General features: G+C 47.9%; 13 protein-coding genes. All 13 read left to right on the top strand.

Annotation, left to right across the window (positions count from 1 at the left end; translation table 11 throughout):
- Window positions 1–24 precede the first annotated feature (24 nt).
- Complete coding sequence (locus tag MKY12_RS19865) at window positions 25–672, top strand: aspartate/glutamate racemase family protein (protein WP_339310461.1); 648 nt, start codon at window positions 25–27, stop codon at window positions 670–672.
- Window positions 673–1,370: 698 nt separating this feature from the next.
- A complete protein-coding gene (locus MKY12_RS19860) occupies window positions 1,371–2,867 on the top strand; it encodes a radical SAM protein (protein WP_339314912.1) in 1,497 nt (498 codons plus the stop codon).
- A gap of 11 nt (window positions 2,868–2,878) precedes the next feature.
- Window positions 2,879–4,162 (top strand): hypothetical protein, encoded by a 1,284-nt coding sequence (locus MKY12_RS19855; protein ID WP_339310459.1) that lies wholly within the window; start codon window positions 2,879–2,881, stop codon window positions 4,160–4,162.
- Window positions 4,150–5,064, top strand: a complete 915-nt coding sequence (locus MKY12_RS19850; RefSeq protein ID WP_339310457.1) for an ABC transporter ATP-binding protein — start codon at window positions 4,150–4,152, stop codon at window positions 5,062–5,064. Before MKY12_RS19855 ends, MKY12_RS19850 begins: the two co-directional genes overlap by 13 nt.
- 40 nt (window positions 5,065–5,104) lie before the next feature.
- A complete protein-coding gene (locus tag MKY12_RS19845; protein WP_339310455.1) occupies window positions 5,105–5,815 on the top strand; it encodes an ABC transporter permease subunit in 711 nt (236 codons plus the stop codon).
- Window positions 5,816–5,826: 11 nt separating this feature from the next.
- Window positions 5,827–6,324 carry a PsbP-related protein gene (locus tag MKY12_RS19840; RefSeq protein WP_339310454.1) on the top strand — a complete coding sequence of 166 codons (498 nt, stop codon included), beginning with the start codon at window positions 5,827–5,829 and terminating at the stop codon, window positions 6,322–6,324.
- A gap of 744 nt (window positions 6,325–7,068) precedes the next feature.
- Window positions 7,069–8,595 carry a PucR family transcriptional regulator ligand-binding domain-containing protein gene (locus tag MKY12_RS19835; RefSeq protein WP_339310453.1) on the top strand — a complete coding sequence of 509 codons (1,527 nt, stop codon included), beginning with the start codon at window positions 7,069–7,071 and terminating at the stop codon, window positions 8,593–8,595.
- A gap of 241 nt (window positions 8,596–8,836) precedes the next feature.
- Window positions 8,837–9,847: an ABC transporter permease gene (locus tag MKY12_RS19830; RefSeq protein WP_339310452.1), complete on the top strand. Its 1,011-nt coding sequence runs from the start codon at window positions 8,837–8,839 to the stop codon at window positions 9,845–9,847.
- Window positions 9,848–9,952: 105 nt separating this feature from the next.
- Window positions 9,953–10,774, top strand: a complete 822-nt coding sequence (locus MKY12_RS19825; RefSeq protein WP_235191954.1) for an ABC transporter permease — start codon at window positions 9,953–9,955, stop codon at window positions 10,772–10,774.
- 142 nt (window positions 10,775–10,916) lie between these two features.
- Window positions 10,917–12,518, top strand: coding sequence for an ABC transporter substrate-binding protein (locus MKY12_RS19820; RefSeq protein WP_076084319.1), 1,602 nt, complete (start codon window positions 10,917–10,919; stop codon window positions 12,516–12,518).
- Window positions 12,519–12,643: 125 nt separating this feature from the next.
- Window positions 12,644–13,924, top strand: coding sequence for an ArgE/DapE family deacylase (locus tag MKY12_RS19815; RefSeq protein WP_339310451.1), 1,281 nt, complete (start codon window positions 12,644–12,646; stop codon window positions 13,922–13,924).
- A 107-nt stretch (window positions 13,925–14,031) separates the two neighbouring features.
- Window positions 14,032–15,009 (top strand): ABC transporter ATP-binding protein, encoded by a 978-nt coding sequence (locus MKY12_RS19810; protein WP_209870152.1) that lies wholly within the window; start codon window positions 14,032–14,034, stop codon window positions 15,007–15,009.
- On the top strand, window positions 15,006–15,968 hold the full coding sequence (locus MKY12_RS19805; protein ID WP_339310450.1) for a dipeptide ABC transporter ATP-binding protein: 963 nt from the start codon (window positions 15,006–15,008) through the stop codon (window positions 15,966–15,968). The genes MKY12_RS19810 and MKY12_RS19805 overlap by 4 nt, the downstream gene beginning before the upstream one ends.
- Window positions 15,969–16,110 lie beyond the last annotated feature (142 nt).

Genomic DNA, 16,110 nt, shown 5'->3' with positions numbered 1-16,110 from the left:
TCAAGGCGGTCAGGAGGAGATAGGATGCTTGGAATCATACGTGTCATTACATTGCAGGAGAACTCTGCAATCCAGTTACATGGAGATTTAATTGAGCGGCGGTACGGTCTGCCGGTGATGAGCCGCTGCATCCCGGATCAGCCCCGGGGTGTCTATGATGCGCAGACAGAGGCGGAATCCATTCCGAAGATTATAAGGCTTGCCGGGGAACTGGAGCAGCAGGGATGCACGGCTATCGGCATCAGCTGTGCTGCCGATCCGGCACTCTTGGAAGCCAGGGCAGTGGTGAATGTTCCTGTGCTGGGAGCGGGCTCCTGCGCGGCCCATATGGCTATGGCTTACAGCAACCGGGTGGGCGTGCTGACGATTCTGGAAGAGGTGCCGCCGCTTATCCGCGGTATTCTCGGCGGGGCTTACATTGGCATGGACCGCCCCGACGGCGTGACAACCACGCTGGATCTGGGCACGCCTGCCGGACGGGCAGGCGCGCTGGCGGGGGCCGCCCGGCTGGTGGAACGCGGTGCTGAAGTCTTGGTGCTGGCCTGCACCGGCTTCGCGACCATCGGACTGGCGGCGGAGTTGGAAGAACAGCTCGGCATTCGGGCGTTCGATCCGATTCTCTGCCTTGGGGCGGCAGTATCCGCCCCGGCGGGAGCGGCGCGGCCGTTCTAGTACTGCTGCGTTTCCTGAGTATAATGATTAGTAGGCTCTAACTATTTAAAGTTTGTGTCTTCCTGATAACCAAGGCATCGAAAATGATAGGGCTGATTTTGTTCTATGTGCTAAGTGATTCACTAAAAATTACTGTTCTGGTAAATGCAGAACTATGTTTTTGAAATAAACTTTCAAGCGTTTCCTCAGCCTTAAGTCCGAGGGCGTTTTTTTTTGTTATGGGAATGCTAGTGTATTTTAACAGTGATAATCTACCTTGATTTCACAAAGAAAATACTACATGGTAAAAGTGTGTAAAAATATTTAAAAAATTTACAATTATATTTGTAAATAAAAGTAATTTAATAAAATGAAATAAAAATATTGACATAATTTGTAGAATTATATATTCTGAGGTAGATAAGAGCTTATCAAAAAAATATATAATAAAGGAGAAATTGGAAATGGCTATTAATTGTAGTGGTGTTGGATGTACAGTTTCATGCGCTGGAGGATGCGTTGCAGGTTGTCTCGTTACAGCAGGTGCTGGAACTGCAATCGGAGCTTTGGCAGGTACCTTTGGCGGTGGCGGTACTGGTATTGCATTAGGAAATAATTAGTTTAATATTTCATTACAAAAGGGTATAGCATTCAATCTTCTAAAAAAGAGAGTTATGCTATACCCATTTTTCTGAAAAGGGGCGGGGAAATTGGCTAAAGTGTTACTCGCAGAAAGGTTCTCAACCGAAAACGGAAGCAACTACATCTATGATGGTCTGACCGGTAGTGTGATACCAGTAAATAAGGTTATGGATAAGGCTATAGATTTATTAAAATATCAAAATGATAAAGAAACTATTGAACAACTGTCTGAGGAGTATGGACGTTATGAAGCAATTAGTGCTGTGAAATTTATTAGCAGATGGAGCAGCGTATTTAAGGGTTTCTACAAGAACACTGATAAACAAGAGACCAAACAAATTCGAGCTAAAGTTGATGAAATAGAAAAGTCTCTTTCTAATGATACATATCTTATGGTTTTGAATTTAACTGAAAACTGTAATTTTAGATGTAAATATTGTTATCTTACAGAAACCTACGATTATACAAGAAATCGAACAGGGAAATCAATGGATCTTGAAACTGGTAAAAAGGCAATTGACTTCTTCTTTGAGGGACTTAGAGAGGTGGTTAAAAAGATTCCGAATAAAAAGGCAGGGATCACATTTTATGGAGGAGAACCTCTATTGAACTTTGCTTTAATTAAGGAACTGATTGTCTATGCGGAGGAAAACTCCCCAGTACCTTTAATGTATAACATGACATCAAATGGCTCATTATTAAACGATGAAATTATAGATTTTGTTGTAAAGTATGATATTAATCTTGCAATAAGTCTTGATGGAAGTAACAAAAATCATGATAAAAACAGAGTTAGCCTGGGGCAAAATCCGACTTACAATAATGTATATGAAAACTTGAAAAAGTTCACGGATAAGTATCCTGATTATTCTAAATTAGGAATAATGGGTGTTTATGATATTACAACTGATTTACAAGAGAATACAGAATATTTTGAAGAAGAAAAGCTTCCGCATATTTTAATGCTTAATCGGGTGTCAAACAAAAACACAGATTACTATAACCAATTCTCTGCAAAAGATTATGAGAATTATAATAATCAGATTATGCAGCTTAGAGATCAATATATTATTAAAAAGCAAAATAATGAAGAAATGTCGAACTACTTAGAGATGCTTTTTGATATGCAACTAGGTCCCTTTTTGATGAGACGGAGAGCAAACGACGTCAGACCTTCATTTATGCCATATACTAATAGTTGTGTTCCAGGAATGAGAATATTTGTAAGAGTTGATGGGACTATAGATATGTGTGAACGAATTAATGAGACTTTTCCTATAGGACATATAGATAAAGGGCTAGACCTTAAATCAATAGAGAATGTTATTAATGAATATAATGATAGAATGTGTACAAAGTGTGATGGATGCAGTGTTGAAAAAACCTGTCCTTTATGTTTTGCATCTTGTAATGAAAATAGCAACTTTAATTATCCTGAAGAGAATTTTTGCTCAAGATGGAAGGAAGAATGTAAAGGGGCATTATCTGTTATATATACAGTGTTGGAAAAGAATGAAAATGCTTATGATCGTTATTGGAAGCAGGTTGAGGATTCATTTGAATTTAGAGCATAGGAGTGGAGAATTTGAGTTATTTTAAACTATATCCTGACATTATGCATCATAAAGGTAACAAACGGGGAACTCTTTATTTATTGGGTCACGGCAGAAGCATTCATCTTAATAGTAGGGAATCTGAAGTTTTTGAGTTTCTTATAAATCACAGTGTTGAGGAGACAGAAGACAAAGTTGGTGCAGGAACAACTAGGAAACTGGTGGAGTATTTATTATTAAACTCTTTGGGTTCAGTTTATTCTGAGAATGTGCATGTGGAGGCTTATAGAGAAAATAACAATTTTAATATAGAGGGCTATTTTGAAGCTCCTTTTGAATTAGATACTCTTTATATTCAACTGACAGATGAATGCTTCATGAATTGTGATTTCTGTGGAGAAAATGAAAGTATTGAATTTCAAGGATGCAATTCTTGTGCAGTATGGAATAGCGGTTATAAGACAAAAAATAATCTTACAGAGCAAAGTCTTATGCAATTAACTGATTTTAAGATAAATAATGTTATTTTTTCTGGGGGGAATCCTTTACAAGAGTGGAATCTCCTTTTGAAAGCTATCGGAGTTTTTTATAATGTTGGAAATTCTAATATCTTTATACACTGTGTTCCAAGTGCAATTGATGAGTCGAAGATAAAAACTTTATCCCAATACAACGTTACCATAATTTTGAATGTATTTGATGCGAACTCAGGCAAAGAGCAAATGAATGAACATTTGCCAAATGCCACTTCTTTGATTGAAGAATATGGTTTAAACTATCAATTTAATTTGATTTTGACGGAATCGAATTATAATAGTTTTCAACTAAATATGAATAAACTAGATACATATAATGCAACTCAAATTCATTGTGCTGAATTAATAAACATTAATAATAGTCATTCCTTTATTGTTTCCTCTCCCACTGGACAAGACAGGTTAGAAGATATTGACTATTCCCAATATTATTATAGAGGTAGATTCAACGCTTGTCTGAATAGAAAACTCGCAATATGTTCTAATGGTGACATTCAACCATGCCCTTTCATCAACGATAAGTTGGGTAATCTCCATGAGGAAGGAGGAATATACGAGGTTGTTAAGCATAACCTTCATAAGAGATATTGGCAGCGAAATAAATCAAAGGTGTCAGTTTGCTCCGAGTGTGAAAACAGATTTGCATGCGTGGATTGTACCAACCTTGAGTTGAAAATTGAGGATAATAAACAACTTAGAGGTTTGATGTGCAGCTATGATCCAGTAAAATCCAGTTGGAAAGATGAAGAAGAAAGAAGTGATTTTAATTGGGGTTTGTAAAGGTTGATTCGGTAACAAAAAGCTATGGTGATCTCCTTGCTCTAAACAATATTTCTTTTGAAATTGACAGAGGGGAAATAGTGGGTTACCTGGGCCCTAATGGTTCAGGTAAGACAACCACACTTCAAACGATTACTGATCTTATCCACTATGATGATGGGCATGTTTTTATAAATAATTATGAAGTCAAAAACAATCAAAAAAAAAATATAAGTGTTGTCTTTGATTCAAATGGATTATATCCAAGGTTGTCTGTGGAGGAGAATTTAGAGTTTTTCTGCCGATTAAAAGGTTTTGATAAAAAGAAACGGGTAGATATTATTAATTACTATTTAAATGAATTTCAGTTGGAGTCAAGGCGCCATTCTATTGTGAAAAAGTTATCTAAAGGCATGCAACGAAAGCTAACTATTGCCAGAGCGCTGCTCTTTGAACCGGAATTGCTGCTCTTAGATGAGCCTTTTGACGGTATTGATATTGAAAGTAGAGAAAGAATATTAAAAATGATTAAGGAAATATCAAAACAACGAAACATTGCTGTTTTTCTAACCTCGCACGTGATGGCAGATATCGAAGAACTTGCTGACAGAATTATTATAATCAACAAAGGTTCAATCATTAAAAATGAATCAAGGGTAGATCTGATGCAGGAATCCATTGTTAGCTATATACATATCAAGCTAGGAGGGGAATACGAGGAAACCTATTTAAGAAGAATTTTTAATGATTTAGTGGAAGTTCAGCAGATGTCTTTTAATATGGACGAAGTAATTCTTAGTCTTTCGAAGGACCAAAAATTAGATATTCCATCTATATTATTTCAAAATAGTATTAAATTTGAAGAAATATATACTACTCAGCAAAATTTAACGGAAACCTATTTGAGTTATATTAAAAAATAGCTTATCGTTGCGAAAAACAAGCTGAATTAGGAGAACAGAAATGAATATAACGGATCTTAAAGCGGTTGTTTGGAAAGAAAGCAAAGAGATAATGAGATCAATGAAGGGTGTAATCATTTTAACCATTCTAACTACGAATGTCCTGCAATATGTGACGGTAGCACCAGTTATAAATAAAACAACCATGAGTGATGAAATGAAGGCTGTTCAGTTAAGTGCATTGACGATGTATCTTTCCGTGCTAGTAGTGCTGTTTCTTGGACATACTTTTATTAACCGTTTTTTGAATGATGAACGAAAAGACAGGACCATTCAAACCTTGCTGGCTAATGGCATTGATCAAACTTCTTTATGGTTAGGTAAAATGATAGTGACTGTACTTTATACTTTTATTACTCTTCTTCTAACAATTGGATTACATATATTGTTTATAAAAGTGTTTTTTCATCTTTCTATCTCCTTTACTACCCTAACTTTTATTCTTTCATTTATTGGGATGCCTGCTCTAGGTTTCGGTATTCTTGCTTTACTATCAACAGTATATTGGTATTTTAATAAAGTAGATATTGTAAGTTTTTTGTTTCCCTTAGTTTCATATTTGGGGATTTGGAATTTATCTATAAAGCTTGTGGATAATTTTCCAACTTTAATGGTTCTTATTATTTCAATAATTATTGGATTATGCTTTATCTTCGCTTCTTTGTTTATTATAAATAAAATTCCGAAAGAACGGATTATTGGAAAAGTATAAGGAGGAAAAAGATGATAATTATTAATAATAAGTATAAAAATGAATTTTATGATATTGAAATAGATTATCCAGAAACTTGGCAACTAAAAGAGGATATTTATAATACTATTGCTTGTATTCAGCCAAATCCTAACTATTTAATTAACTTAGTAGGATCTGATACAGTTATTTTACCTAATATAAACTTAATGATATATCCTGTTCAAAATGCAAAACTGCATACTCATAAGATTCTTAATAGAACCATAGATGACCTCAGCAAATATATTACTGAATTTAAGATTAAAAGCCGAATTATAACAACCAAAAGTGATGATTTAATTTTAGCTGAGTTGAACTATTCAGGCATGGCTGAAAAAGGGTTGAAGCTTGTCTTTAAACAAAATTTATATTTTTATCTCAATAAAGTATTTTCGCTAACGTGTACAAGCGAATGTAACATTTACTCATATGTTAAAAATGATTTTAATAAAATATTAGAGAGTTTCAAAATTCTTGATGAGGAGTGAAAATCTGTGAAACGAAAAAAACTGAGTTTAACACAAAAAATTTTAATTGGAAGTGTAGCTTGCCTATCAAGTATTATATTTGCAATCTTTGGAAAGGGATTATTTTAAGTGCGTAAGAAAGAGAGCAGTTTTGCAATTGTTTGCGCCTTTGTTGTATTATTTTCCGCTTTAATAAATCCGATTATATCACTTATTATTTGTGTGATTTTGCTAGCTTTTTATCTGTTATTCCGTTAATAATGGCGAGGATAATTTAAGTCGCTTTCATGCAAAGCTTTTAAAATTACTTATTGCTGTTTTCTCTAGATTGTTATTTGGTAGGGCTCCTTCTGGATGATTTAATCCGACGGTGCTCTACTTTTTGTTGCCTGACGCTATGTAATCAGTAAAATTGGAAAAAGACTAACAAAAGAAATAAATGTTTCTCTTCAAATATAGAGTTTCTTAACTTAAACTTTCTATTTATATGAAGGATAATTCTAAGTGATCCGTCCGTGCCCCCAATTTTATCCCTCACCGCCTCCCCCAGCAACCGCTTCCCATCCCTCCTTTTCATCCAATTCTTCCTAATGCGCTTTCACACCGAAAATATGCTGTAAATGGATATGATTTTCCTGTGGCTCGGCGGAAATCTCTGATAAACTAGCGGGAACGCAAAAAGTCGGCTGGCGGCATTGTCATGGTATATTGGCATATTTCAGGAAAAATCATGAAATACTGAAGACAGCAGAGGGAGGCGGAAGGGTGAATACACGAGGAATTACGCTGCGGGAGCTAATGGAGCTCTCGGTTCTTGGGAAAGCGAAGGTCATCAGCGGGGAGCAAGGGCTGGACCGGGTGGTCCGGTTCGTGGATATTATGGAGGTTCCGGATCTGAAAGGCTGGATCAGCGAAGGGGTGATGCTGCTGACGACAGCCTATTCGATCCGCCATGATCCTTCACTGCTGACCGAGGTGATCTACACGCTCGACAATCTGGGGGCAGCGGCGCTGGCGATCAAGCCGGCCCGCTTCCTGAAGGAGATCCCCCAGGGGGCCATCGAGGCCAGCAATGCCTGCGGTCTGCCGATTGTGGAGATCCCGCCCGAGATTCCGTACACGGATATCACCCAGCCGGTGATGGAGCTGCTGCTGGGACGGCAGGCGATGCTGCTGCGCCGGGCGGAGGAGGTCTACCGCACGCTGACCACCATGGTGCTGGAGAACAGCGGCATTCAGGCGGTCAGCGACAGTGTGGCCGAGTTCCTTAAGGCCCCGGTGGCCCTAGTGGATACGGAGCGGAAGATTATCGTATCCTCCCCGGCAGACTATGACTGGACCCAGAGCGACTCTCCGCTTAGCTGGAACATTCATGTGGACCGCCGGACGGTCGCCCGGCTGCTCGTCGATAAGGAACGGCTGGATGATATGGAGGAGGTGGGCATCGAGCAAGCCCGGCTTGTGTTTGCCCTTGAAATAATGCGGCGTAAGGTAGCCGAGGATACGGAATTCCGGCTGCGCGGCAACTTCATCGATGAGCTGCTGACCCCGCCGCTGCCGTCGAGGCATGAGGTGCAGCGGCGGGCCCGCCAGCTCGGGATGAACCCGGAGCACAAGTGGGAGGTGGCCGTCATCGAAGGGGAGACGGCGCCGAGCGAGGAGACGGTGAACCGGCTGCTGGAGCGGGAGGCGAAGAAGCGCGGCGTCACGCCGCACGCCGAGTACCGTTCGAGCCGGGCGGTGCTGTTCCTGCCTACGCAGGAGGGGCGCAGGTTCACGCCGGGCGGTGACGCGGAGGAGCCGTGGGAGAAGACGCTGAGCGGCTGGCTGCAGGACAAGGCAGAAGGCTTAAGCAGTTACCGCTGCGGTATCGGCACCTCGGAATATTTGTGGGACATCCACACCAGCTATAACGAGGCGCGCAAAGCGCTGTCCATCTCGAGAAGGCTGGGACAAGGTCCCGGCGGGATTACCCGATATGAAGAGATGGAGGTCTATCATCTGCTGGAGGGGCTTGGCGGTCCGGGGTTCGAGAAGCTGTTCGAGCGTAAGCTGGGCAAGCTGCTGCAATACGACCAGGAGCATGACAGCAATATGCTGCTGACCTTCTATCATTATCTGGAATGCCGGGGCAGTCTGATTGAGACAGCGAACAGCCTCTATATTCACCGCAATTCCGTTAAATACCGGCTGGAGCGGATTCGGGATATCACCGGCTTCGATCTGAATGATCCGCGCGAGCAGTTCGTCTGCCATTTGTGCCTGATTTACTATTACCTCCAGGAAAAATAGGGCGCTTTGGAAGAATTCTGGAATGTCGTGTGAGTAAATCTAACATTCATAGTCCTTGATAGTGCACAACCGACAAACGGTTGTGCATTTTTTTAGCTGAACGGGACGTAGAGGGGCTGTGAAATTCTATGTAGAATTAGCTCAACACTTTAATAAGACACAGCATACACGTATTACCTGACATGAGAGCGGAATTCCGTCACAGAGGCACAGCAGTCGAAGTCGTAAGGGGGTTGATTCATTGTTTGCTTATACATTAAAAAGACTTGTGCAGATGATTCCAGCCTTGCTCGGCATTATCGTCATCACCTTCATTCTGTCGAGAGTCCTGCCGGGCGATCCTGCGATTATGCTGGCCGGAGAGCAGGCTCCGGAGGAGATTGTGAACAAGATCCGCCAGGATATGGGGCTGGACAAGCCGCTGTATATCCAGTTCTTCGCTTATATCGGGCAACTGCTGCAAGGCGATATCGGCTATGCCTATCACACCGGACATTCGGTCGCCAGTGACCTGGCTTCGCGCTTCCCGGCTACGATTGAGCTGACCCTGGCCAGCATCCTGATTGCGATTCTGATCGCCATCCCGGTAGGCATTGTGGCCGCTACCCGTAAGGAATCGCTGCTGGATCACATCTCGCGTGTATTTTCCCTGATAGGTGCTTGTGTGCCGATCTTCTGGCTCGGACTGATGTTCATCTATATCTTCTACTCCATTCTGGGCTGGGCACCGGCACCGATGGGCCGGATCAGCGGGGATCTTAACCCGCCGGTGCATATCACCGGGCTGTACGTGTTGGACAGTATACTCTCCGGCGACACCGCCGCACTTAAAAGCAGCCTCGCGCATCTCGTGCTCCCGGCGATCTGCCTCAGTACCGGTACGATGGCGATCATCGCCCGGATGACCCGCTCCAGCATGCTGGAGGTGGTCGATCAGGACTTCGTCCGCACCGCCCGGGCCAAGGGGCTGCGGGAATCGGCCGTCATCTACAAGCACGCACTGGTTAATGCGCTGATTCCCACGCTAACGGTGCTCGGACTCCAGTTCGGCTTCCTGCTGGGCGGCGCGGTCATCACGGAGACGATCTTCTCCTGGCCGGGAATCGGCGGCTATGTCACCGACTCCATACTGGCAGCGGATTACGCGCCGATCCAGGCGTTCACCCTGGTCAGTGCCGTGCTCTACTGCGGAATTAACCTGGCGGTCGACCTGATCTACGGGTTCATTGACCCGAGAATCCGTTATGAATAGAACAGCTTGTGTGAGAGGAGGAGATTGCTTGTGAGCACTGCAGCACATTCAGCACAGGGCAGCCCGGCGAAGCCCGCACCGGCCAAGCCCCGGACCCTATTATCCCTGCTGCTGCACAACCGCCTGGCGGCCATCGGGCTGACCTTCATCCTGATCTGGACCGTGGTAGCCATTTTTGCCCCCTGGCTGGCTCCGCATGATCCGTTCGTCACAGATATGGCGAATAAGCTGCAGCCGCCCTCCGGCAGCCATTGGTTTGGAACCGACAACTTCGGCCGGGATATCCTCAGCCGGGTGCTGTACGGCGCACGGATCAGCATCTGGACCGGCCTGATCGCGGTCTCGATCTCCTTCCTGATCGGGATGCCGCTGGGCGGGATTGCCGCTTACTACGGCGGCCGGACCGGAACCATCATCATGCGGGTCATGGATGTATTGTTGTCCTTCCCGTCACTGGTATTGTCGATGGCGATTGCCGCCTCGATCGGAGCCGGACTCAGCAGCGCAATGATCGCCGTCGGCATTGTCGGCATCCCCGAATTCGCCCGGCTGATGTTCGGCCAGACGGTCTCGCTGCGGGAGAAGGAGTATATCGAAGCCAGCCGGGCCATTGGTGTGAAGGATAGAGTCATTCTGTACCGGCACATTCTGCCGAATGCCCTGGCGCCGCTAATGGTGCAAGCTACGCTCGGGATGGGCTTCGCCATCCTGACCGCGTCCAGTCTCAGCTTCCTGGGGCTGGGGGTCAGACCCCCGATTGCCGAATGGGGCGCGATGATCTCCGAAGGCCGGGAATATATCATTTCCGGGCAATGGTGGCTGGTTACTTTTCCAGGCCTCGGCATTGCCACCTCCATCTTAGGCTTCAATCTCCTCGGAGACGGCTTCCGGGATGTGCTTGACCCGCGGTTGCGTTCGGGGAAATGAGGCGAGCAGGGGAATCCCCCAAGGCCGCCCGTCCCGATAGAAATAGATAGATTAACGTCAGCTGGAGCGCAAGCGGCAGACAATCATCAGCAGCACAAGTAGTTGTTATGCAGGCAGGATATAGAAAAGGGAGGAATTATCGATGAAAAAAGTTAAACTGTTGTCCACACTCGTCGCTTTTTCAATCATGCTTGCCGGATGCGCCAGCAGCGCCAATCCGCAGACCCCTGCTGCCACTTCGGCAGGAACGGATACTGCAGCAACAGCAGCCCCGGTCAAAAAGAACCTTACGGTGGCCTATTCCGAGGGCGGCACCACGCTCGACCCGGCGGAAGCCAATGATCTGACCTCCGATACGCTTGTGCTGGCCGCTTATGATCAGCTGGTCACCTACGGCATCAAGACCGAGAATGGCGCCAGCATCGCCAATACCGAAGACATCAAGCCCATGCTCGCAGAGAGCTGGGAAGTGAATGCTGACAACACGGTGTATACGTTCAAGCTGAAATCCGGCGTGAGCTTCCAGAGCGGCAATCCGGTGGATGCCGAGGCGGTAGCGTACTCTTTTGAACGTGTGGCGAAGTCCAGCTCCGGCAGCTTCCTCTACGGCATGGCTTCCATTAAATCAGTGACGGTAAAAGACGCTTCGACCGTTGAAGTTACTCTGACTAATGCCAATCATAATTTCCTGCAGATTCTGGCGATGTACACCTTCTCCATCGTGGACCAGAAGACGGTAGAAGCACAGGGTGCAGACTACCTGAAGACGAATGCCGCCGGTTCCGGCCCGTTCAAGCTTACGAAGTGGGACCCGGCTACCGAGGCTGTTTTCACAGCTAATGACAGCTACTGGCAGGGTGCGCCAAGCCTGGGCAAGGTCACCCTGAAGTTCACGAAGGAAGCCTCTAACCGCGTGCTGCTGCTGGGTAAAGGCGATGTAGACATGGCGATTGAGATTCCTCCGAAGGATGTGTCAACGCTTGAGACCAATAAGGCGCTGACCGTTGCTTCCAATGCAAGTAACCGGATTCTGTTCTTCGCCATGAACAACAAAGTCAAGCCGTTCGACAATGTAAAAGTCCGTCAGGCGATCAACTATGCGATTCCCTACGATCAGCTGCTGAGCGGGGTGATGTACGGCCAGGCCAAGCAGATGAAGAGTGCAGTAGCCAGCAACACGCCGGGCTTCACCGATGCAGGCTATGTGTATGAGTACAATCTGGACAAGGCCAAGGCGCTGCTGAAGGAAGCAGGCTATGAGAAGGGCTTTGACTTCGACTTTACGCTGGGCTCCGGCTTCGATGACTGGGAAGATGATGCGGTCCTGATCCAGGCTGAGCTGGCCAAAATCGGAGTCAACATGAAGATCAACAAGCTGGCCCGCGCCCAGTTCCTGGAGCAGCAGAAGACCAATAATCTGACCTCTTATATCTCCAAATGGACTTCCTTCGTCAATGATCCCGGCTATCACCTCGGCTTCCTGCTGTACGGCAAGGGCTCTTCCAACTACATCAACTACCAGAATGCTGAAGTAGACAAGCTGTGGGAACAGGCGAACCTGGAGACAGATACGGCGAAGCGCACAGAGCTCTACAAGCAGGCTCAGGAGATCATCACGACAGAAGCACCTTGGGCGTATCTCTACGAGTATAACCGCATTGTAGGGATGAGCAACAAGATCAGCGGCTACGCCTTCTATCCGGACGAAGTCATCCGCTTCTATCCGCTGTCGATTACAGAATAAGCAGGTTTGGCTAAAAGAGAGCGGGCAGGCCTTAGGCCTTGTCCCTCTTCTTTGTCACAAATTCACAGTTCCTCCTGCCAGCCGCAAGGCGTGCAGCCTGGAACACAAAGGAGAATTCGTAACCCATGACAGACTGGAAAAGCAAGGTGCTGGAGGCCATTGATGCCGGGCAGGAGGAACTGCTTGCGCTCTGCTCTCAGCTGATCCGTTACCCTTCGGAGAATCCGCCGGGCGATTCACGGGAGATCAGCGCTTATATTATTGGTTATCTGAAAGAAGCCGGGATTGATACTTCAATCTATCCGGCCACCGAAACCATGTTCAATCTGGTGTCCACACTGGGCGCAGGCGCGGAGGAGCGCACCGGCAAAAAGCTGATTTACTGCGGACATACCGATGTCGTTCCGGCCGGAGACCGCTCGCGCTGGGATTTCGATCCGTTCTGCGGCGATATTGTGGACGGCTATCTGCTGGGCAGAGGGGCTTCGGATATGAAAGCGGGCCTGGCCGGGTTAATCTACGTCACTGCATTGCTGTCGAAGCTGGGCGTTCCGCTAAAAGGGGATCTGTCCCTGCTGATCGTGCCCGATGAAGAGACCGGCGGTCACCTCGGGGTTCCCTGGGTACTGGAGCGCGGCCTGATTACCGGAACCGCTGCTGTGATTGCCGAGCCTTCCGGCCCGCTGAACCCGACCATCGGGCAAAAGGGCAGCTGCTGGTTCGAATTCACCGTGGAAGGAACACCGGGTCACGGCAGCTTGTCACCTGTGGTTGGAGACAGCGCCATTGTGAAGGCCGCCAAAGGGATTGAAGCCTTACAGCGGCTATGGGATATCAAAGTGGACATTCCCGAGGAAGTTCAGGAGATTATTCGCATCTCGCAGGATTACGTGAAGGGCAGCGAAGAAGAAGATTCCCTCGCCTATCAGGTATTCGACCATGTGACGGTCAACATCGGAACGATTCAGGGCGGAACCAAGGTGAACGTAGTGGCGGACCGCTGCACCATTCAGGTCGATTCCCGTGTACCGTTCGGGGTAGACTACCGGGATGTTCTGGACCGTGCCCGCTCCCTGCTGCTTGAAGCCGGCATTGAATCCGAGGTCAAGGGCTTCGGCTTCCAGGGCAATGCCAACTGGACCTCCAATGAGGAGCCGGTGGTCAAGGACCTGGTTGAGAGTATCTGTGAGGTGAGCGGGGAAGAAGCCTACGGTGTGCTGCAATGGGCTTCTAGCGACGCGCGCCATTTCCGCACTCATAACATTCCCGTTCTGCAATACGGCCCGGCCGAGCTGTCCACCATTCATAATTTCAACGAGAAAGCTCCCGTCTGGCAGATTATCCAGTGTGCGAAGGTGTATGCTTTAACGGCGCTGAAATATCTGGGTGTAGAAGAAGAGAAATAGTATTTAAAAGGATATTTTGTAGGGAGTTTTTGGGGTCCCCGCAAAGTACCTGACTAATCATCGAAGCAAATACTTCACTTTGTGGGGTACTGGAGGGAGGGGCAATCATGACAGAACTGCTGGAAGTATCAGGGCTATGCACCGAATTTCAGACAGCGGCGGGTACAATCCGTGCGGTGGACGGCATCAGTCTGTCAGTGCGCAAGGGAGAGACACTGGGCATTGTAGGCGAATCGGGCTGCGGCAAAAGCATTACCTCACTCTCAATCATGCAGCTCTTGCCCAAACGGATCAGCCGGATTGCTTCCGGCCAGATCCGCTTCGAGGGCAAGGATATGCTGGAGATGTCGATGAATGAGGTGCGGAATATCCGGGGGAACCGGATTGCGATGATTTTTCAGGAGCCGATGACCTCGCTGAATCCGGTGTTCAAGATCGGCCGCCAGATCTCCGAATCCGCCCGTTACCATCTGAAGCTGAGCAAGAAGGAGGCGGACGCGCGGGCGGTGGAGATGCTGCGCAAGGTAGGGATTCCCCGGCCGGAAAAGATTGCCCAGCAGTATGCCCATCAGCTCTCCGGCGGGATGCGGCAGCGGGTGATGATTGCAATGGCGATGGTCTGCAATCCTCAGCTGCTCATAGCCGATGAGCCGACGACAGCGCTGGATGTGACGATTCAGGCGCAGATCCTTGATCTGATGCGGGATCTGCAAAAGAACGAGGGCATGTCGATTCTGATGATCACGCATGATCTGGGGGTCGTTGCCGAGATGTGTGACCGGGTCGTCATCATGTACGCGGGTCAGATCGTCGAGGAGACAGATGTGGCTACCCTGTATAGCCAGCCGCTGCATCCGTATACTCAAGGGCTGCTGGCTTCCCTGCCCCAGCTGGCAGGGGATGAGGACCGCCTCAGCTCGATACCGGGCCAGGTGCCGAATCCGGCCAGCCTGCCGCCCGGCTGCCGGTTCGCACCGCGCTGTCCGGTAGCGGTGGACCGCTGCCGGGAGCAGCTCCCGGAGCTGCTTGAGGTGCAGCCGGGCCACACATGCCGCTGTATCCTGCAGCAGGAGGGGGTTCTATGACCACATTACTGGAAGTGCGCAATCTGAAGAAGCATTATCCGATCCGCAAGGGCTTCTTCTCTAAGCAGGTTGGTGCAGTCAAAGCCGTTGACGGCATAACCTTATCCGTAGAGCAGGGAGAGACGCTGGCAGTGGTCGGAGAATCCGGCTGCGGGAAATCGACCACCGGACGGGCCATTCTGCGGCTGATTGAGCCGACTGAAGGCGAGATTATGTTCGGCGGCACCGATGTGCGCAGCCTGAATACCGAGCAGCTCCGCAGGTTCCGTACCGACATGCAAATGGTGTTCCAGGACCCTTACGCATCGCTCGACCCCCGCTGGACCGTCCAGCGCATTCTGGAGGAACCGCTCCGTACCCACGGATCGGCCCCCGCCGGCGAGCTGAAGAGCAGGGTCGAGCAGCTGATGGAGGTGGTGGGTCTGTCCCCCTATCAGGCCCACCGTTTTCCCCATGAATTCTCCGGGGGCCAGCGGCAGCGGATCGGGATTGCCCGTGCGCTTGCGCTGAATCCGAAGTTCATTGTCTGCGATGAGCCGGTATCAGCACTGGATGTCTCCATCCAGGCCCAGGTGCTGAATCTGATGCAGGATCTGCAGGAGCAATACGGCCTGACTTATATGTTCATCTCGCATGACCTGTCAGTTGTGAAATTCATCAGCGACCGGGTGGCCGTCATGTACCTGGGGCGGATTGTCGAGCTGGCGCCGACGAAGGCACTCTTCGCGAAGCCGCTGCATCCGTATACCCAGGCGCTGATGTCTGCCGTTCCGGTACCGAATCCGGGCCTGAAAAAGCAGCGCATCGTCCTGACGGGGGATGTTCCGAACCCTGAGACTCCGCCCACAGGCTGTGCCTTCCACCCCCGCTGTCCGCATGCGATGGACCGCTGCAAGTCGGAAGCGCCGGTGCTGCGGGAGCTGGACTCAGGCCATCAGGCGGCCTGTCATTTGTATTAAGCATATGTGCAGTGTGAGGAGGAGCCATCCGGCAGCGGGTGGCTCTTGCGCTGTCTGCCGGGCTACTGATACCACGCCATTCTAACGCACTAACCGCGCAATTCCGGGCTAACTACACTCCACCAGCCTAACACTGCCGGCA

It is taken from the genome of Paenibacillus sp. FSL M7-0896, assembly GCF_037975415.1.
Classification (GTDB): Bacteria; Bacillota; Bacilli; order Paenibacillales; family Paenibacillaceae; genus Paenibacillus_AQ; species Paenibacillus_AQ silagei.
This window is presented reverse-complemented; position numbering and strand designations above follow the sequence as displayed.

Coding starts and splice junctions, on each gene's coding strand:
- MKY12_RS19840 (WP_339310454.1), top strand. CDS start 5,827: ATGATAATTATTAATAATAAGTATAAAAATGAATTTTATGATATTGAA.
- MKY12_RS19845 (WP_339310455.1), top strand. CDS start 5,105: ATGAATATAACGGATCTTAAAGCGGTTGTTTGGAAAGAAAGCAAAGAG.
- MKY12_RS19865 (WP_339310461.1), top strand. CDS start 25: ATGCTTGGAATCATACGTGTCATTACATTGCAGGAGAACTCTGCAATC.
- MKY12_RS19805 (WP_339310450.1), top strand. CDS start 15,006: ATGACCACATTACTGGAAGTGCGCAATCTGAAGAAGCATTATCCGATC.
- MKY12_RS19815 (WP_339310451.1), top strand. CDS start 12,644: ATGACAGACTGGAAAAGCAAGGTGCTGGAGGCCATTGATGCCGGGCAG.
- MKY12_RS19820 (WP_076084319.1), top strand. CDS start 10,917: ATGAAAAAAGTTAAACTGTTGTCCACACTCGTCGCTTTTTCAATCATG.
- MKY12_RS19810 (WP_209870152.1), top strand. CDS start 14,032: ATGACAGAACTGCTGGAAGTATCAGGGCTATGCACCGAATTTCAGACA.